This window comes from Bacillus cereus group sp. MYBK245-2, assembly GCF_051916145.1.
GTDB classification, from domain to species: domain Bacteria; phylum Bacillota; class Bacilli; order Bacillales; family Bacillaceae_G; genus Bacillus_A; species Bacillus_A pacificus.
In genome coordinates this window covers 102,066-122,680 of sequence record NZ_JBQAGB010000007.1, presented here as the reverse complement: position 1 = coordinate 122,680, position 20,615 = coordinate 102,066, and the positions used below count along the sequence as shown (strand labels likewise).

Below are 20,615 nucleotides of genomic sequence, written 5' to 3'. Positions count from 1 at the left end.
TTGACAGCATCGCAAAATATCTTTCCAAAGTTAATTCCATACGAAGTTTATAATATGGATGTTTGGGAGGAGGGGCCTCGTTATTTAATAAAATTTGATAACGGATTACAATTAAAAGTCACTGAATCACTGAGAAATTTATTCAATTATATGGATGGAACCACATCCATAGGAGATATATGTACAATGGTACAAACGAATCACGATGGCAATATTACTATAAATGAGTTAACAGAACTGATAAATGAACATCTATTACCAAAAGGGGTTTTAGTTGGTTCTGAAAAAAAAGCATCTCATCACTCTGCAATTACATTTAGAATAGCAATATTCCACGCTTCTTACTTAAAAAAGGCATCCAAATATTTCGAATTCTTATTCTTTCGGGGCGTATTTGTTTTATTTAGTATTTTCTTCAGTATAAGTCTAATACATTATTTTTTTCAGGCTAATACTGAAAATATATCAAACACATTTGGATCCGTTTATAAATTTACTATTGCAATTTTGCTGCTATTATTTTCCATGATTATCCATGAACTTGGTCATATAGTTGCTGCTTATCGATATAAAATACAACCTAAAGACGTCGGAATGGGTCTTTATATGATGCGGCCTGTTTTATTTGTTGATTTAAGTGATACCTGGCGATTGCCTAGACGACAAAGAGTAGTTATTGACCTGGGCGGAATTTACTTTGAATTATGGATATTTATATTATTTGAGTTGTGTTATTTTATTTCAGGATTCCAGGAATTTTTTGTAGCAAATCAATTCATACTCATTACAGTTCTATATAACTTATATCCATTTTTACAATATGACGGTTTTTGGGTTCTTACTGACATTCTAGGAATTGCAAACTTGCATACTAGAACCTTCCAATTGGTGAAAAGTGGTCTCCTGGGATACTTTTTTTTCAAGCCTGATTATCGAAAGCAATTTAATGATACAATTAAGAGGATGAACAGGCACTATAAAATAGCATTTCTTACATATGCTAGTATATATTTTTGTTCAGTTATCACTGCTATCTGGTTCATTCTTCGATATACCATCTATTTATTCACATCGCTAGATTCGTTCACATGGGGAAATGCAAAAGGTGCCATTATTGTAATAATTATAGTTTTAATTAGAACAATAGTTGTCTTTACATTAAAATTTAAAAGGGCCGGGAGGGAAAAGGATGATAAACAAACAAACCATCCTTCAAGTAGAAAAAATCAAGAAAGCTTATGAAACCGAAGCAGGAACAATTCAAATTTTAAAAGGGCTTAGCACTAAATTTTATTCTGGAGAGATTGTTAGTATTATTGGTCCTAGTGGAAGCGGAAAATCCACACTACTTGGAATACTGGGATCATTGGATACCCCTACCGAAGGACGTATTATTATTGAACAACAAGATATTACCTCCATGTCAGAAGAAAAGCTAGCTGATTTCCGTGCAAAAAAGATTGGTTTTGTTTTTCAATCGTATAATTTAATCACAACAATGACCGCTCAAGAAAATGTTATGATGGCACTTATGTGCGCTGGAGTAAGAAGCCAAAAAGAAATGATAACAAAGTCTAGGGAAATGTTGGACCTTGTTGGGATGAAAGAACGATATCATCATTTACCAAGCCAGCTATCTGGAGGTCAACAACAGCGTGTAGCAATTGCTCGTGCATTAGTAAATAATCCAGCCATTGTTATTGCTGATGAACCAACTGGGAACTTAGATTCCAAAACAGGAAAAAATATTTTGGACTTAATTTTTCAACTACGTGACCAACTCCAGATGACGTTTATTATTGCTACACATGATACGCATGTGGCAAAACTTTCAGATCGTGTTTTAAAAATGGAAGATGGCCTCCTCGTTCAAGAAACCTTTAACGACCATACAAAATCTAGTGAGCAAGAAGGTGGCATAACACCATGCTACTAAAATCTGCACTACGTAGTTTAGCACGTAATCGTTTAAGAACTTTTTTTACTGTGTTCAGTATTTTAATAGGAGTAGCTAGTTTCTTTTCTATGTCTATGTTGGTAGAGCTGGTTCCGCGATCTATTCACGAATCCTCTAAAATTCTTTTAGGAGGGGATGTGTCAGTTCAATCCTATTTAAAACCGATGGATCGCGAAACTCTTATTTCTTCCATTCCTAAAGAAGAACAGAAAGCGCTCACAACTTCTTTATTAGGTCAAAGTATGGTCAAATCTGATCGGAAAACAACAAGTTTAATTGTAAAGGGAATTGAAACGAACCACTATCCTTTCTTTGGTGATAATCTGTTTCCTAATATTCGTACTTTACATAAAGATGAACTACTACTTTCCAAAAATACAGCTGACCGTTTGCAAGTCAAAGTAGGAGATAGAGTTGAGATTCCTAACCGTTCTACTGGGGCAATGACTTCTTATAAAATTAGTGGTTTAGTAGAAGGTGTCCAAGAATCCTATGGCGATGCTTCAATTTTTGGAACTGCCTATTTACATTTAGATCAAGCACAGCAGCTTTTAAATGTACCTGCAGGCACAATTAATGAAGCATTAATCTTATTAAATGAAAATGTTAATATCTCTTCTTTTAAAAAGAATATTCAAAAACAATTACCACAAAGTAGTGTAATAGATGTTCAGGATAAGGAGCTAGAGAAACAGAAAGATTTACGGATGTTGTTACCATTTCTTCAGCTTTTCAGTATATTAGCTCTTGGAATTGCCGCTATTACTACTTCTAATACAATGAAAGTCATTATTGCTTCACGTACGCATGATATCGCTGTTATGAAGTCCGTAGGAATGAAAACTAAATATATTATTCGATATTTTCTATTAGAAGCATTATGGCTAGCGATTCTCGGAACAGTTGGTGGGATTGTACTCGGCTTATTAGCTAGTGTTTGGCTGACGTCCTATCTAGCAGACGTGCTTTCACTACCGCTACATTGGGGAATTTCATGGTCCGTAATTTTTACAACAATTATTGTGGGATTAATTGTAACCTTCTTAGCTTCTTGGATACCAGTAAAAAGTGGAATGTGTGTATCACCACTTCAAATGTTACGTGATACTGAGAACACAAGTGTGAATTATGCTTTACCATTTAAAAAGAAATTTCAACTTTTTATATTTACTTGTGGCATTCTTTCTATTTATGTTTACAATATAGCTTTCACAACAAATACAAATGGCAACGCAGTCTTTAAGTGGTTTCTTGCTCTTTTACTTACAACTGCAGTTCTGTTATTTATTTTTACTTTTGTCCGATTTATAGGGTTTATATATTCTTTATTATTCAGATTAATTGGCGCCATGAAAAGCATAATGCCACAAAGCCTCTTTCTTGCTTTACACAACATGGCTACTACAAGTAAACGAAATGGTTTATTGGCAGTTACCTTAACTATTGGTGTTGTTTCTGTTGTCTCTAGTCATGTATTTGCAGACAATTTAATTGAGTCAGTTCAAGGTCAATTGGAAAGAGAGGCAATGGGAAATATCCTTATTACAAGTTCCATTCATGACGAAGGGAACGTTGAAAAGCAGCTACAATCTATTAAGGACATAAAAGGATCGAAAAAAGGTTATCAATTAGATGGAAGACTCCAAAATATTAACGGAGTGGACGCAGCATCTATATTCATGAAAAATATAAAAGATGATAAATTTTTTAGCTCAACTAAAATTTCAATAGAAGGGGTAGATACCTCTCTTAACTCTAGATCCTATATGATATCTGAAGGGCGTGATTTAGCTCTATCGGATGCAAAGGGGAAAAAAGCAATTCTTTTGGACAGCTATAAGAAATTAGGTGTAAAAGTCGGTGATACAGTTGACATTCAAATTGGAAATGAATTAGTAAACTGCGAAATTATAGGTTTCTTTAAATCTGGTGTAGTTAAAACCGTTGGCATCCGTATTCCAACTGAAACATTAGCTACATATGGGAAACCAAGCCGAATTACTTATTCCTTAGATAGTGATCCTAAAAAAACAAATACTATATTAACAGAATTAAATGAAAAACTTCCTGGTTCAGCAATGGCATATTCAATTGCCGCTACAGCAATCGATAGTCTTCAGTATATTATTCAAATGCAAAGTGCTTTCTTCTCAATTGTAGCGTTGTTCGCATTTTTAACAGCTGTTCTTACAATTGGAAATCAAGTTGTCATTCGCTTAATGCAACAGACACGAGATGTTGCTATTATGAAAACAGTTGGTATGTCTTCTAGTAATTTGATGAAGTCTATCTTATTAGAAAACACGATTATCTCCCTATCGGCTGGATTAGTTGGCGCTGGAATTGCCCTAGCCTTTTCAGGTATCACTTTACGCTTCTTATTCCAAATGCCGATGAAAATAGATATGACTTGGTCCATTTTAGGCATACTTTTATCTGTTATAACAACAATAATTGTTGTATGGATAGCAGCAAAACAATCATTATCGGCTAAACCTATACACCTTTTACAAAATAAATAAAGAAAGAAAAAAGTGTATTTTGATCATCTAGTCAAAATACGCTTTTTCTATTTAAAGTTACTTTAAACCATTGTGGTGACGAGGGAACAGGCTGGAGTAAAGCGAATAAAATTAACTTATGGGCACGTTTGTTAGATGGTGACCATGCGTATAAAATTCTGCAAGGTCAACTGACAGGAAGTACGCTCAGCAACTTATTTGATACGCATCCACCGTTTCAAATTGATGGAAACTTTGGCGCAACATCGGGAATTGCTGAAATGTTAATTCAAAGCCATACCGACTCCATTCAACTATTGCCTGCACTTCCGAAAGCTTGGAAGGACGGTTCTTATAAAGGACTGAGAGCACGCGGTGCATTTACGATTAATGCGGACTGGAGAAATGGTACGCCTACAGTTATTCAGGTGACTTCTGATCATGGAAACGATGTAAAGTTAAAAAGTCCGATGTTCAATACATCGTTTACTGTGACAAGAGTCGGTACGAATACACCGGTGCCATTTACGAAGGATGGCGATACGATTTCATTTAAAACGGAACAAGGTAAAAAGTATAAAATTGAGTCTATGCTTAGTTTCGATCTAGAATCTCCGAACAGTGTAACAGCAGGAAATACAGTTAAGGTAAAGGCAAACTTATCAAACTTTGGTACGTTGAAATCTTCATCTGGAGAAGTGGTTGTAAAGGCTCCAGAGAGCTGGAATGTGGAACCGATTAAAGTAGCTTTTGAAGGCGTTGAACCAGGGCAATCGAAAACAATTGAGGCAGATTTACCTGTCCCTATTAATGTAGTTGCTAATACCTATTCCATTGAAGCGGAGGTAACTACAGATAGCGGGACGGTTCGTAAATCCAATCAAATAGAAGTAACGCCAGCAGTAAAGTTAATTTCGGCAAATATTGACCCAAATCCAATTAGTAGCGAAGGTGGTTCGACTACATTAAAGGTAAAAGTTCAAAATGAAATGAAGGAAAAAGTGACACCTGGAAAAATTGAATTGCAATTACCAGAAGGCTGGAATGCACAGCCAATAGCAACAGACTTTCAATTACCGGCAGGAGGAGAGGAGACATATTCATTTGTTATCACTCCGCCAACTCAGTTTAAAGGAATGAAAGAAGTTGGGGTTTCTGTAAAATTGGGGAATGCGGTGATAACATCAACGAAAGTGCAAGTTGCTTCTGGCGGCATCTACCTTAGTGACATTTCATGGGTAAAAGCAACCGCAGGCTGGGCAACGGTTCAAAAAGATAAAAGCACTGACAAAAACCCACTTTCATTACTCGGAACGACAGGACCAATTACGTATAAAAAAGGGATCGGTACTCATTCGAAGTCAGAAATTACGTACGACATATCAAATGCAACGTACAAACGATTTCATTCATACGTAGGAATCGACCAGGAGCCTGGTGGTAAAGGCGGTTCGGTCGTATTTAAAGTATTACTTGATGGAGTAGAAGCATTTAATAGCGGTACAATGTACTATAATACGCCAGCAAAATTTGTTGATTTAGATCTTACAGGTAAGAAAGAATTAAAACTAAGTCGTTGATGATGCAGGTAACGGTAATGGAAATGATCATGCGGATTGGGCGGATGCTTGGTTGAGTTATAAATAGTGTTGATTTAGTCGTTACTCTTTGTAATTATACGGATTATATGTGCCCAACTATACCCTCACAAGTTTATTGGGGATTGGATAATCCGATAGGAAAAAGAGTAGTCTGAGTTTCAGTGTATGAAACAATTTTTATAAATAAAGGAAAGAGTCAATCTTCTATTGCATAGGGATTGGCTCTTTTTTACTATACATAAGCAAGACTACATTGATTTACAAAAACTACTTAAATGAATAGAGAATATTCCGATAAAATGATAAGGTTAGAATAGAGTGGTTTCAGAAAGGTGGCTTAACTTATGATTTCTGAATTAAGTAAGAATGATTTTTATAAATGTAGCGGTTTAATAAATGCGCACGGTCAATTAGAAGTCAAAGCTGTAATTACAGGGGTGAATCCTGGTCGTATATTTGTAGATAACGTGACTTCTCCTAATTCGGGGCTTATTTGGTTAGGTAATAATGATGGCTTCTTCTTTATTGGAGATGCTGAAAATGAAGAGTTTAATAAAGAAATGAATCGTTTTATTAATCATGTAATAGTACCTGAGGCGAGGAAAGTAGGACTAGATTGCTTTGAAGGAATCGGAAATCATTCGAAGTGGAATAAAACAATCGAAAGAATATTTCAGCACCGTAACTTAAAGAGTTGGAATCAAAGAGTGTATATGCTAAGAAAAGAGGATTATGAAAATCATCATGAGCCTAAATTTGAACAGGGATATACTGTGCTGAAAATAAGTAAAGCTCTCTATGAAAATAATAATAATATATTTAAGAATATTGATTTTTTACAATCAAAAATTTTAGAGTTTTGGTCTTCACCGGATTGTTTTTTCAATGAGGGGATCGGTTATTGCATTGTTTATGACGATTTAATTGTGAGTGTTTGTTTTTCAGGATTTATATTTGAAAATATACACTGCATAGATATTGAAACAATAGAGGGTTACCAAGGAAGAAAATTAGCTCAAAAGATAGCTCATAGTTTCGTAAAAGAGTGTTTGGAGAATGATATCATTCCATATTGGGACTGTATGGAATTAAATAAACCTTCTGTGGCTGTCGTAGAAAATGTAGGCTTTACAAATGTGTTTAATTACGTAGGATATTATTTTCCTTTTGAGTAAATGAAGTGTATGTTACAAACCTATCATCGAGGATTTTTACATGTAAGGAGAATCGGATGAAGCACATAATAAGAAATGTAGTAATGAATTATTTTGAAGAAATTCATACATTAGTAGTGGAAGAAGAACTACATAAGAATAGTTGGCATACAGATCTACACTATAAAATCATCGTAAATGGAGATCGGTATTCCGCACGGTTTATAAATAGCGATCGAACAATCAATCCAGCTTTTGGGCCGTTATCAAATGAACAATTGAATGAGCAAGTGCGGTTTACGTATTATTTACGAGAGCATGGAATTCCATTTATGCAGGTTAAGGAGAATAAGGCAGGGGATTCCTTTACATGTGTCACTTGGAATGAGGAACAGTACCGGTTTGTATTGTCTACTTGGATAGAAGGGGAACATGTTACTCATTGTACAGAAACGATGGCAGAAGTCTTTGGAAAGGAAGCAAGAAAGATACATGATATTTCTAGTACGTTTCAAAGCTCGACTTTTCAAAAGAAATCTCATTTAGATGGATATGGTGAGTTTATCAAGTTATTAGAAAATAAGGGGTGTACAAGTAAGGAATTGAGAGGTTATATAGATTTCGCTAAGTACCATATAGAATGCGCGCATAAGAGTAATTTAGAGTTTATTGTACAAACTGATTTAAATCCTTTAAATGTCTTATGGGATTCAAATCAGTCTGTAAAAGGAATTGTAGACTTTGAATCGATTGGATATATTGATCGTATTGAAGGGCTAGCTTTTTTAATAAAGTGGTATTCCCGGACAGAAGGAATAGAGTCACATGTAGTATGTTCGGAAGTTGCTAGAGCATTTTTAGAAGGGTATGGAGCTCATAATATTGTAACATCAAATGATTACAAAAGACTTTCTTCGTTACTATGGCTATCCGGTAGTTTGAATTGGAATTTTGTGAAGAAAGCGCTAAGTGTATTAAGTGATGAGAGGGAATTAGAAGAACATTTGGAAGTTTATAGAGTAAGAGGAGAAAGGCTATCTTCATTGTTAATTTGTACATAACATGCATTCTCCTAATTTGCGATTCACATAAGAAGCGATATGAGGTGTTCTAAAAATGAAAATACAAATTGTATTGTTTGATGGTTTTGGAGAGCTTGTCTCCTTTGCACCTTTTGAAGTACTGAAAAGAGCGATAGAAGATTACAGTTGAATTCGTTTCAAGTGAACCAAAACAAGAAGTTACTACTTCGTTTGGAGTGACGGTGAAACTACATGATTTTTTACGCATGGATAATCGTCCAGATTTGTTAATTGTACCTAGTGGTGGCTGGAATCATAAAGCTGAACATGGGGTACGAAAGCAAGCAGAGCTTGGTACTTTAACCAAAATGATTAGAGAGATGAACAATGAAGGAACGATTGTTGCTGGAGTTTGTACAGGAGGTATGCTACTAGCTGCATCCGGTATATTGAACGGTCAAAAGGCAACAATGCATCATTTGGCGCAGGGTGAAATGAGTGAATATGGAGCAGAACTTCTTCCTTATAGAATTGTAGATCAAGGGAATGTTATTACTGCAAGAGGAGTTACTTCAGGACTTGATTTAGCTCTTTGGATTACGGAAAAGTTCGCAAGTCCTAAAATTGCAGCTGCTGTTGAATATAGAATGGAATACGAGCGGCGAGGAGTTGTTTGGGGGTAATTTTGACCTTAATCATATTTTTTACTGTAGAGCGTATTAGATATTTGAAAAGCGAAAGAGCCAACTCATACGAGTAGGTTCTTTTTTTGTATTTGTTTTCTATGTTTAATGATTGTGTTGAATATAACCTAATTTTACTCCCTTCGTGATAGCTTCCAAAATCCCATTAGCCTGCAAAATAAGGGAACTTCAACATAATGGACATAAGCCGTGCTTATACATGTAAAGTAAGAGGGCATGAAAATGAATAAAGACTGCTAATTTTCGTGTGCTTTGATTATGTAGAAATAGGGGGAAATGACATGAAAGACAATACGCCTAAGAAAATTTTATTTATTCAATCAGGCATTCCCTTTTATTACCCAATGATCGAAGAAGCAATTTTGAATAGTTTACAAAAGGTAAACAGTAATACAATTATGGTAAACCCAGAACGAGCGATAGAAACCGCATTAAAAATAAAACCGGATTTTATTTTGGTACTCGGTGGTTTAAACGAGGGAATTATTAGTGTCATGCCAGTACTAAAGAGTGCGGGTTTTACTACTGGACTTTGGCTGACAGATGATCCGTATTATACGGATGTAACACAACATCTTGTGCCGTATTATGATTACATATTTACGCAAGATTTAAATTGTATCAAGTTTTATAGAGGGTTAGGATGTAAGAATGTGTTTCATCTTCCGTTAGCAGCAAATCAAGATGTGTTTAAACCTTCTCAGAAAGAAGATACATATAAGTATGATCTTAGTTTTATAGGTACAGCATTTGAAAATAGACTTACCTTTGTTGATTCTATTTCAGAGTATTTAGCAGAAAAAAACATAAAAATTGTAGGATTTGGTTGGGAGAATTTAAAGAATTATGAAAGGTTAAAGGATAAAATACAACTATTGCCACTTGCGAAGTATGAGGATGCATTGCAATTTTACGTATCGACTAAAATCAATATAAATTTACATCGCTCACCAAGTGATCAGGAATTGAATTGTAATGCTGCAAATATCCAAGCATATTCAGTAAATAATAGGACTTTTGAAATTAATGCTGTAGGTTCTTTTCAATTAACTGATATACGCCCAGATGTAGGAAAGCATTACATACCGGGTGTTGAAATAGAAACTTTTAATAGTGCATCGGAGTTTATAGAAAAAGCGGAGTATTATTTGGAACATGTACAAGAAAGAAAACAAATAGCAAAAAATGGACTGGATAGAACTTTGAAACATCACACATATGATAAACGTATAGTACAATTATTAAACTATATTCATTTCATAGGTGTGCAGATGTAGTCTAACCATTAACTGAAATGATAAGCGCTTAGTACTTTCTAACTTTCGTAGTATATAAAGACCATTTATGAAAAAGGGATTTGAGTAATTTTGTAGAATTTATTTATTCTGAAAAAACAATTTTGCATTGGAACTAATTTATATTTGATAATTAGAGGAGATTAAAAATGAATCACTTTTTTGTAAAATTTGGTGAATATGAAGCAAGTGTTTGTGAATGGGGAGATAAAAGTAATCCTCAAATCATTTGTTTTCATGGTTTAGGAAGTACAAAATTAAGTTTTATAGAAGTAGCGGAACTTTTAAAAGATAGCTATCATATTGTATCGTTTGATCTACCTGGACATGGGAAAACCAAAAATTTTGAGAAGGATGAAGATTACGGTGCATCTCATTTAACAAATTGGGTAGTAGCATTACTTGAGCACATAGGAAAAGAAACCTTTCATATAGTAGCACATTCATGGGGCGCAAGTGTTGCACTTCACTATGCAGCAGAATGTCCAGAAAAAGTGAATAAAATGGTATTGTTAGATGGTGGTTATCATCATGGCAAAATGAATGCGGATTATTTTGCGAATCTATATAAAGATGCGAAAGAAGGAGAGTGTCCACCGCGATCATTAGAAGAAGAAATTACCCATTACGAAAAAGATTTTGATGAATATATTTTTGATAGTAAAGAAGCATTCATCCAATCAGAAAAAATGGTTTACACTAGATGGTCGCCATTAATAGAACGTGCGGTTTATGATTTAATGAGGGAAGAAGATAATAAAGTGAAATGGCATGCTACTGGCGATACCGCTAGAGGTGTAATTAAGTTTCAATATACGGTGTATAAAACATTGAAACCGCATAAAATTAAAAGCGATATTTTATTGTTGTATTGCGATCTTCCCGATAATTATTTAGAAATAAGAGAATTGCAGATAGCAGAATTTAAGAAGCGTATTAATATTACGACTAAGCTTTACAAAGATACAGGGCATTTAATGCATTGGGATAGACCGGAAGAGATTGCCGAGGATGTTTTACATTGGTTCAAATAAAGAAGGTCCGTTGTTCGCATTTGAGCAACGGATTTTCTTTTGAAAAACTGAATTCAAGAGTGATAGAGGGATAAGCAAGAGCATTACAGTTCTATTACCAATTCATTTTTTGCTATAATAGATGCGTGGCAGGACATAGATAGAAAGATACTGCTAGTAATTTATACTTAAATGTAGGGAGATTGAACAGAGTTATGGGGACAGAAAAAGAAATTAGTTCCGCTAAATTAATATGGAAGATGACGCGCCCGCATACGTTAACGGCGACGTTTTCTCCTGTAATTTTAGGGACAGTGGCATCACTTTATGTTGCCAAAATTGATTGGCTTTTATTTATTGCGATGATGGTTGCATGTTTAGCATTGCAAATCGCAACGAATTTATTTAATGAGTACTATGATTTCAAACGTAGATTAGATACGGCTGATTCTGTTGGAATTGGTGGCGGAATTGTCCGTCATGGATTGAAACCAAAAAATGTTTTAACAGTCGCACTTTTATTGTACGTAGTAGCAGCACTTATTGGCATTTATATTTGTATGAATAGTAGCTGGTGGTTAGTCGTCATTGGTTTAATTGGGATGGCAGTTGGTTATTTATATACAGGTGGTCCATTACCAATTGCGTACACTCCGTTTGGAGAATTAGTTTCTGGATTATTGATGGGGACATGCTTTGTACTCATCGCTTTCTTTATTCAAACGAATACGATAACGACTGAAAGTGTATTAATTTCCATTCCAATTGGAATTTTAGTCGGTGCAATCAACATGTCAAATAACATCCGAGATATCGAAGAAGATATTAAAGGTGGAAGAAAGACATTAGTAATCCTCCTTGGGAGAGAAAAAGCAATAGTAACACTAGCGGTAGCCTTTTTCGTTGCTTATTTCTGGATTGCCGTAATTGTATTAATGGGTTATATAAGCCCTTGGGCATTAGTTATGTTCCTAGGTTTGAGAAAGCCAATTTCTGCCATTCAAAGTTTCCAAAAAGGGGCAAAGGATCCCGGATATATGCGCATCGCCATGAAATCAACAGCGATGACAAATACGATTTTCGGCTTCTTATTATCAGCAGGATTACTAATAAGTTACTTGTTTTAAATAAAAACCCTCAGTTTCTCAATTTTAATTTAGAGAGATTGGGGGTTTTATTTTGACTTTGCTTCATGTTAAAAACAGTTTCATTTGAAATGAAAATACCAATACATTGCAACTTCATCACTTGTCATATCCAAGCCTTTATAAACAAGAAAATCAAATCCACCAATTACAAATCCACATTTTTCATAAAATTTACATGCTGCGACATTATTATTTTGCGTTTCAAGCATGATACCCGGCATATTGTCTTTCTTTGCCCATTTCTTTGCTTGATCAACTAATCTTTTACCAACCCCGAGTGTACGATATTTTTTATCCACTGTTATATCTTCTATGTAAGCATAGTGATTCCAATTCTTTTTCAATACTATGAAACCAATGATTTGGTTATGTAACAGTGCTATGTAAATTACTTGATTAGGATTATTAATATATTCATTGTACGCGAGTTCTTCATTATCATTTTGATTTTGTAAATAACTTTTTTCATAACGCGGAACGTCTTCTACTGTATATTCTATGCGTTTATCTACCTTTGAAAGAGAAAGAATTAACCGAGCATTTACTATAAAACTATCATCAATCTCCGGGAAACTATCTAAATCATTTGTTTCTAACTCCCTAATTAAAAGGCTCATTGTGATACCTCAAAATAATAGTATTTTTTCTGGTTCTTTATGTGATTCAAATTAATTACAAACTCTTCCTGAAATTATTAAATTTTATCACGCTTTAATGGGCAGTAAGGCTCCCACCTCAAAATGCAGCGAAAGCAAAGAATTTAGGTGGGGGATGAACCAAACCTCCACTGATTAAAGTTTCACTTTATAAAGAAATCGAATCTTTCGTTTATGTATTATATCACAAGAACTCCCTTACTTTCTCCGGAATGTCCTTTTTAGAAACCTATGCCAAAGAGCCTTTGTAGTAAGAGTATCTTGTTGGTAATGATCAAAAAAATCTATATTGTAATATAAAAAAACACTATGATATGAAAGGATACCTTGCAACAATCCCAATAAATTTTTCTCAATAATTGAAAATAAAATCAATCCAGATTATTATATTGTTATTGTAAATTTATTTTATTGAAGGAGGATACATAAATGAAAAACTCAAAAGGCTCTATTGAGTCGGAGATAAGTAAAGCAATTACGCACTGGGAAAAGGACTACTTAGGACGCGGGTCTATATCCGTTAAGACAGATATATTACGAGATATGATTATCGTAAATTTACAAGGGATTTTAACGCCGGCTGAATATACTGTTTGCGAAACGAAAGACGGTATGCTAACGATAAAGAAAAATCGTTCGGAGCTAGTTGAATCTGGAATTGACGATTTGAAAGAGATTATACTAGAATTAACTGGAGAAGAAGTAAAAAGTTTTCATACGGATATAAGTTCTCGTACTGGTGAACGAGTAATGATTTTTAAATTGTTCCATAATCTTGAGGAGAAATTTTAAAAATTAAAATCACTGTAGGGGTAGTGGAAGATACACTAAAAATGCAGTGAGGTAATTAAGAAATCTACAAGTTGTGTACTTTATTTTATCTTATTAACAAGGTAATGATTAGAAAACAAGAAAACTTGAAATTATTTATGTATAATGAATTTTGATTCGCAAAACGGATAAATAAATTGACAAACTGCTTAATATGGTTTATCTTATAATTGTTTTAAAAATTAATAGATGCTTATTTCAACTGTTTGCTATAATTAAGGCTTTAGCATTTTTTTAATATGTAATATTGACTAAATGAAAAAGTTTCTTAATTGAAAGATAGCGCATAACATAAATTGATATATTGATTGCATAATCTAGGAGATCAGAAATATACTTTTCTTTTTAACAGGAGTAATACATACATTATCCTCTATAAAATGGGAGCTCTTCAAAAAACTTTATTGAAGTTAGTTGAAGGGAAACCGACAATCTCCATAATTCAATGATGATATAAAATCATTGAATTATGGAAGTTGTCGGTTTTTTTTATGGGAAAAAACGATGTACTAAAAAGAGTGAATGAAAATTGAAATTAAAAAAATTATCGTAATGAAAAGGAATTCTTACAGTTTATTTTCGTTTAGAAGGGAGTATTTACATGTTAATTTCGCTAAGTTCATCAACACTGTTAACATTATTTTTTATGGCGCTTAGCGCTTCTTGGCTAAGTGGATTATTGTTTTTACATGCAAGGATGCCTTTACGTTTTGTTCATATCCATATTGGTATCGCTGCATTGCCTTCATTGGTTTCTTTACTCGCACTTGTTAATCACAATGGAGATAGCGTTGTAGGGCCTTGGCATTTAGATACTTTAGCTTGGTTCATGGCTTTCTTTGTTCTTACAATTGGTTTAATCATTCAACGTTTTTCTATACGTTACTTACTGGGGGATCGCTCATATCGAAAATACTTTGCACTTTTTACATTTACTACAGGTGTATCTTCAGTCGCATGGTTAAGTAATGATCTTCGTTTCATGATTATTTGTTGGGGAGCAACTCTTATAGGGTTGGTTTTACTCATAGGTCTAAATAAAGGGTGGAAAGTAGTTAGTGAAGCAACAAAAATCTCTGGCTATTTATTTACAATAAGTTGGATCGCCTTGCTAGCAGCTATCATTTGGCTGTTTCAAGTAACTGGACAGTGGCAGTTAACATCAGTTGTAACGAATGAAAATGTAGCTCAATTCGGAACATTGGAAAAAACAGGAATTAACTTATTGATTATAGTAGCTGTGATGATTCCGGCAGCACAATGGCCTTTTCAAAGATGGTTAATTGAATCAGCTGTTGCGCCAACTCCTGTTTCTGCTATTATGCATGCGGGTTTAGTAAATGCTGGCGGTATCATGTTAACTAGATTTTCGCCACTTTTTCATGATGATATTGCACAAATCATTTTACTCATTTTCTCTAGTATTTCTGTCTTAATAGGTACAGGAATTAGTTTAGTCCAAGTTGATTATAAACGTCAGCTAGTAGGATCCACTATTGCACAAATGGGATTTATGCTGATTCAATGCGCATTAGGGGCCTATTTAGCAGCTGTTATTCATTTAATTTTACACGGTTTATTTAAAGCCACACTGTTTTTACAAGCTGGTTCTTCCGTACAACGTTTTGAGGGAGTGAAGCAATCTAATGAAAAGATGTCCAATTTATGGATGATAGTCGGACGTGTTTTCGGATTATTTATAGCACTTACTTTCTGGTTTATGACTTCTGGAGAAGGGTATCAATTCGTTAGTGCGTTCATCTTAGGTTGGTCATTATACGTTTCATGGAAACAGCTTGTTGTTTTTGGAGAGGGAAGAATGGGAAGAATTGCTGGCTTAATTGTTTTGAGTGGATTTTCTCTCATTTACTTTACCGTTCATAACTCTCTTTATAAATGGTTGCATACTGACATGTATCAAAATGTTCAACCTTCAGCTTCAGCCGTTATTTTTGTTATAAGTCTCTTATTATTTGGTAGTGTTATTAGTACTCTCGTTACTCGTAATCAATCTTCTACAATATTTGCTGTAATGTACCTTTGGTTCGTTCGAGTAGGTGAGGCGAGACGAAAGTCAGTAGAAAGTCATCCGAGCTATCTGAAACATTATGTATCAAAAGGAGGTAATCAGTGATGAGCGTATCGTCAATCGTAACGAAAGAAACTTTAAAAAAGAAAGAGACAAACATTGAAGTACAAGAAAATAATATGAATGATTTAGTTAAATCTGCTAGCCGAGTGATTGCACCACTTTGGCCGATTGCTACATTTGCAGCTCATCACCCTTGGATGGGGCTTGAAAAACAATCATTTGAACAAGTTGCAGATTGGTTAAAAGAAATTCGTAATGTGGATATATATCCGAGTGCTTCTATGATTCATTCGGCAAAGGCAAAAGGGGAGATTGAGGAATCATTTTTACAAAGTGGCTTGTCTCGTTGGCTTGATTCACAATCTTTTCATATTCCGCGAGAGAAAGCGGAGCGTTTTTGCCAAGAAGCTTTAAAGTTAGAAAGATTACCTTCTAGTTTGTTATCATCGCCAGAAGTAAATAAACTGGCAGAAGAAATGAGCTATATAAATACAAGAAGTATGAAAGACTCTTCTATGCAACCTGTAAGTACACTTATAGAGAATCAAAAGGGTGAAAATCTATCTGATATTCTTAATTATCACATCATTAAATGGTGTAAATTATATTTGGATGACTCCGGGGCAAGCTGGACGATGCCAAACCGAGAGAAAGGCTTGTATCGTGCATGGCACCACCTTATTACATTTGATCCAGCGCTCAGTAAAAATGAGCGTAAAGTTTTAAAAGATTGGCCACAAGATGCCCAGGGAGCTTTAACAAAAGCATTATCTGAACTAGGAATTTCTGAATCTAACAAGCAAGCTTACCTTGAAGGTCACTTGCTTGCTTTGCCTGGATGGGCAGGAATGATACGATGGCGTTCCCAACAATCAATTCAGGAACAGGAACTTATGATTGAATATTTAGCAGTCCGAATTTCTATGGAGCTAGCCATTGTAAAACCTTATTTACCTATAAAAAATCAAAAGATTGAGAAAAAAGTTGAGGTTGTCCCACTTATAGCTTCTTGGATCTATTGGGGGGATATTTCAATAGAGGAATGGTTACAAATGTCTGCCACTGAACAAAGTGAATTATTAGCATTTTCCTATCGTTTTGATGAAAATATTCGCAGGAAACTTTGGCTGGAAGCTTGGGAACAGACGCATGCTGAGCAATTAAGGGAGAAGATCGCTTCTAAACAACGTGCAACGAATGATAAAAAACATGTATTAGCTCAATTAGCGTTCTGTATTGATGTACGTTCAGAACCTTTTCGTCGCCACCTAGAAAAATTAGGTCCGTTCGAAACGTTTGGAATAGCCGGTTTCTTCGGGTTACCAATTGCGACTAGTGAATTAGGTAGTAATGACAGTCATCCTTCTTTGCCAGTTATATTAAAACCGAAACATCAAATAAAAGAACTCACGGATGAAAAGGAATTTAAAAATTATAAACAACGCAAGAAGATAGACAGCTCAGTAAGTTATACGTTTAAGACGATGAAACAAAATGTATTGACAAGTATGTTACTACCTGAGGTAAGTGGCCCTTTACTTGGTTTACAAATGGTGACAAGAAGTTTTGTGCCAAGAAGAGTAGGCAGTTTCATTCGTAACCTTCGTAAAACGATGTTACAAAAGCCGGATACAACATTCTCACTTAATCATGTTCATGATACAAAATGTGAGATACCGATCGGTTTTACGAAGGAAGAAAAAGTGAACTATGTGCGTCAAGCTTTAAAAATGGTGGGATTGACAGAAAAATTCGCGCCTTTAGTTGTAATGTGCGGACATAGTAGTCAAAGTACGAATAACCCTTATGCTGCAGCGCTTGAGTGTGGTGCTTGTGGCGGAGCAGCAGGAGGATTCAATGCAAGAGTTTTTGCTACTTTATGTAATCTTCCAGAAGTAAGAGAGGCGTTGTCTGCTGAAGGCATTAAAATTCCTGAGGACACCATTTTTGCAGCAGCTGAACATAAAACGACCGTGGATGAATTGGAATGGATTTACGTCCCAGAACTTTCGGAAGCTGCGCAAGAAGCATTTGATTGTATTGAGTCGATTATGCCAAATGTGAGCCAAGAGGCAAATAGAGAGCGTTTAACGCAATTACCTAATTTTAAAATGAAAATAAAAAATGCGAGTAAAGAGGCACACCGATTTGCAGAAGATTGGAGTGAAATACGTCCGGAATGGGGATTAGCTCGTAATGCATCTTTTATTATCGGGCAGCGTGAATTGACTCAAGATTGTGACTTAGAAGGTAGAGCTTTCCTTCATAATTATGATTGGAAACAGGATGAAAGTGGCGATATATTAGCTAACATCATAGCGGGACCAGGAACAGTAGCGCAGTGGATCAATCTACAATATTACGCTTCAACTGTAGCCCCTCATTATTATGGTAGTGGAAACAAAACAACACAAACCGTCACGGCAGGTCTCGGTGTTATGCAAGGAAATGCAAGTGATTTGTTGCCAGGTTTACCTTGGCAATCCGTTATGCAGTCAGATCGTGAGACGTATCATTCACCACTTCGTTTACTAATTGTAATTCAAGCGCCTACTAAATATATAGAACGTTTGCTAAATAATGATTTCACATTTCGAGAAAAAGTTCAAAATGGTTGGGTTAGACTTGCAAGTGTTGATCCAGAGGGACGCTGGAAAAACTGGTAACAATCATGTAATGAATCATTGTTACTAGTTTAAAAGTTTCATAAATATAATCATGAAGAAGGAGTGCTATATATGAATTCGAAGAATAAAAAGGTTTTATTGTTAACAGACATGGAACAAGGAATAGAGCCTATCATACAACAAGTAACTAACATTCAAAGAGAAAATATGTTGACTATACACAGCTGCGATTCTGTAATTGTACATCCTTTTGGAGATATAATGAGGTCTATTATTATTGCTATTTATGAAGAAAATGTGGAAGAAATTTTTGTTGTCGGAATAGAGGATAAAGAAACTAATGTAGTTAATCTACAAATTCAACGTGATTCCATAAAAAATAACAAGGAACTAGACTATCTCTTTGAAAATTGTATGCCTGAATTTTCAAGTGGCAGCCTTGAGGAATGGCTAAGTGGAAAAGAAAATGTTAGTGAAAATATTGAGAAGAGTATAGATATGATTTGTCATCATCCACTTGTACCGTCTGATGTTAAAGTTCATGGTTTCAAGATTGATAGAACAGGGGGAAAAGAAACGGTTGTTAAAGTTTCTACTAATAAAGTAGTGAAACGAATGCATTCTTACGTGTAAGTTATCGATAGATAAGCAACTTTTATTTAGTGGATATTGTAATATGTTAAATATTTGGACTTGTGTCTTTTACAAAGAGCAAAAGAAATCTTCTATAAATGAGGATCTTTTGCTTTTTTTGTTTGAATTTTTAATGTGTTTTATAGAAGGTACCTAATATGTACATAATAAAAATATATAACTTTTTGCATGAAATTTTAAATGCGGATTAGCAGGCGAAAATAAAGTTAATCGTAAAATAGAAAGGTATGTTGTGATTTATTTTAAGATTATTACTAAAAAGAATGGAGATTCTTTAATTATGAGAATAAAACAGTTAAAACCTAAAGTGATATGGAAAAAAAGAATGTTGCTAACTATTTGTATTGTTTTCGGATTGCTTATTGCGGGGGTTGTTTTTTGGAATGTTTCACCTATTCCGAAAGCGTTTCTCATAAAAAAAGCATTTGAAGGTGGAATGTTTGTTCAATCTAATAATTATAAAAACGCTCTAAAAGAGACACGGATTGTTAAAGATATCAATTATAATTCTAAATTTCCTGATGGTACATTAGACATTATTTATCCCAAAAATCTTACGGGAAAAACATCTGTTATTTTTTGGGTACATGGGGGTGGATTTGTAGGTGGAGATAAATCAGACATTACTGGTTATGCAGTAGAATTAGCTGCTCGTGGTTATACAGTGATAAATATAAATTATGCTCTTGCTCCTAAAAGAAAGTATCCTACACCAGTACTACAACTTGGTGAGGCTTACGAATATATAAAAGAAAATGCAAAGAAATATAATGTAAAACTAGATGACCTGTATTTTGCAGGAGATTCTGCTGGAGCGCAAATATCTGGACAATTCGTTACTATTCAAACATCTCCAGATTATGCGAAGTTAACCGGAATTGACGCTGTTGTTGCTCCTTCTACAATTAAAGGTATACTTCTATTTTGCGGTCCGTATAATATGCCTGCATTAGCTAAAATGGAAACATCCAAAGAAGTACAAGACTTTATGCGTACTACTGGTTGGGCTTACTTTGGGAAAAAGAAGTTTGAAACATTACCTGAAATAGAAATCGCCTCTATTTATAAACACGTTACAAAAGATTACCCACCAACGTTCATCACAGATGGAAATACTGCATCATTTGAAGATCAAGCTAAAGCATTAGCTTCTACTTTACAAAATAAAGGAGTACCTGTAGATACACTTTTCTTTGATAAAAATATCTCTGGCGAGTTAGCGCATGAATTTCAATTTAAAATGAACACGCCAGCAGGTCAAGAAGCTTTTAACCAAGTTCTTAAATTTCTAAATGAAAATAAATAATATATCTACTATTAACTTTTTATAAGCTTAGTTTAATACCAAATATGAGCGGAC

14 protein-coding genes and 2 pseudogenes are annotated in these 20,615 nt (G+C 34.6%); 15 read left to right on the top strand and 1 reads right to left on the bottom strand.

Features of this window, described 5'->3' with window-relative positions; translation table 11 throughout:
- From ACTFRN_RS14040 to menA, 10 genes and pseudogenes are all read left to right on the top strand, one after another.
- Nucleotides 1-1,242, top strand: a complete 1,242-nt coding sequence (locus ACTFRN_RS14040) for a M50 family metallopeptidase (protein ID WP_016717946.1) — start codon at nucleotides 1-3, stop codon at nucleotides 1,240-1,242.
- Nucleotides 1,190-1,936 (top strand): ABC transporter ATP-binding protein, encoded by a 747-nt coding sequence (locus tag ACTFRN_RS14035; protein WP_000608860.1) that lies wholly within the window; start codon nucleotides 1,190-1,192, stop codon nucleotides 1,934-1,936. The genes ACTFRN_RS14040 and ACTFRN_RS14035 overlap by 53 nt, the downstream gene beginning before the upstream one ends.
- The gene (locus tag ACTFRN_RS14030) at nucleotides 1,927-4,479 is read left to right on the top strand and encodes an ABC transporter permease (RefSeq protein ID WP_000925105.1); all 2,553 of its coding nucleotides are present in this window, start codon (nucleotides 1,927-1,929) and stop codon (nucleotides 4,477-4,479) included. The genes ACTFRN_RS14035 and ACTFRN_RS14030 overlap by 10 nt, the downstream gene beginning before the upstream one ends.
- 53 nt (nucleotides 4,480-4,532) lie before the next feature.
- Nucleotides 4,533-6,105, top strand: a pseudogene (locus ACTFRN_RS14025) (NPCBM/NEW2 domain-containing protein); the annotation flags it as partial.
- A 298-nt stretch (nucleotides 6,106-6,403) separates the two neighbouring features.
- Nucleotides 6,404-7,234 (top strand): GNAT family N-acetyltransferase, encoded by an 831-nt coding sequence (locus tag ACTFRN_RS14020; protein WP_088106681.1) that lies wholly within the window; start codon nucleotides 6,404-6,406, stop codon nucleotides 7,232-7,234.
- Nucleotides 7,235-7,290: 56 nt separating this feature from the next.
- Entirely contained in the window at nucleotides 7,291-8,274 is a 984-nt protein-coding gene (locus tag ACTFRN_RS14015) for a phosphotransferase enzyme family protein (RefSeq protein ID WP_049111096.1), read from the top strand.
- Nucleotides 8,275-8,329: 55 nt separating this feature from the next.
- Nucleotides 8,330-8,918 (top strand): annotated as a pseudogene (locus ACTFRN_RS14010) (DJ-1/PfpI family protein).
- A 302-nt stretch (nucleotides 8,919-9,220) separates the two neighbouring features.
- Nucleotides 9,221-10,216, top strand: a complete 996-nt coding sequence (locus ACTFRN_RS14005) for a CgeB family protein (RefSeq protein WP_088106680.1) — start codon at nucleotides 9,221-9,223, stop codon at nucleotides 10,214-10,216.
- A gap of 167 nt (nucleotides 10,217-10,383) precedes the next feature.
- Nucleotides 10,384-11,268 (top strand): alpha/beta fold hydrolase, encoded by an 885-nt coding sequence (locus ACTFRN_RS14000; protein ID WP_001015277.1) that lies wholly within the window; start codon nucleotides 10,384-10,386, stop codon nucleotides 11,266-11,268.
- Nucleotides 11,269-11,462: 194 nt separating this feature from the next.
- Entirely contained in the window at nucleotides 11,463-12,374 is a 912-nt protein-coding gene (gene menA, locus ACTFRN_RS13995) for a 1,4-dihydroxy-2-naphthoate polyprenyltransferase (protein WP_088106679.1), read from the top strand.
- Nucleotides 12,375-12,454: 80 nt separating this feature from the next.
- On the opposite strand, the gene satA is transcribed toward menA, so the two are convergent.
- On the bottom strand, nucleotides 12,455-13,012 hold the full coding sequence (satA, locus tag ACTFRN_RS13990; RefSeq protein ID WP_088106678.1) for a streptothricin N-acetyltransferase SatA: 558 nt from the start codon (nucleotides 13,010-13,012) through the stop codon (nucleotides 12,455-12,457).
- A gap of 468 nt (nucleotides 13,013-13,480) precedes the next feature.
- Here satA and ACTFRN_RS13985 point away from each other — a divergent pair, with 468 nt between their 5' ends.
- The 5 genes from ACTFRN_RS13985 (at nucleotide 13,481) to ACTFRN_RS13965 (ending at nucleotide 20,561) form a co-directional block, all read left to right on the top strand.
- Nucleotides 13,481-13,843 carry a DUF2294 domain-containing protein gene (locus ACTFRN_RS13985; protein ID WP_000798157.1) on the top strand — a complete coding sequence of 121 codons (363 nt, stop codon included), beginning with the start codon at nucleotides 13,481-13,483 and terminating at the stop codon, nucleotides 13,841-13,843.
- Between the two features lie 640 nt (nucleotides 13,844-14,483).
- Nucleotides 14,484-16,016 (top strand): NADH dehydrogenase subunit 5, encoded by a 1,533-nt coding sequence (locus ACTFRN_RS13980; protein WP_088106677.1) that lies wholly within the window; start codon nucleotides 14,484-14,486, stop codon nucleotides 16,014-16,016.
- Complete coding sequence (locus tag ACTFRN_RS13975; protein WP_088106676.1) at nucleotides 16,016-18,640, top strand: DUF2309 domain-containing protein; 2,625 nt, start codon at nucleotides 16,016-16,018, stop codon at nucleotides 18,638-18,640. Before ACTFRN_RS13980 ends, ACTFRN_RS13975 begins: the two co-directional genes overlap by 1 nt.
- A gap of 72 nt (nucleotides 18,641-18,712) precedes the next feature.
- Nucleotides 18,713-19,234, top strand: a complete 522-nt coding sequence (locus tag ACTFRN_RS13970) for a hypothetical protein (RefSeq protein WP_001086262.1) — start codon at nucleotides 18,713-18,715, stop codon at nucleotides 19,232-19,234.
- A gap of 301 nt (nucleotides 19,235-19,535) precedes the next feature.
- On the top strand, nucleotides 19,536-20,561 hold the full coding sequence (locus ACTFRN_RS13965) for an alpha/beta hydrolase (protein ID WP_001220682.1): 1,026 nt from the start codon (nucleotides 19,536-19,538) through the stop codon (nucleotides 20,559-20,561).
- Nucleotides 20,562-20,615: the final 54 nt, after the last annotated feature.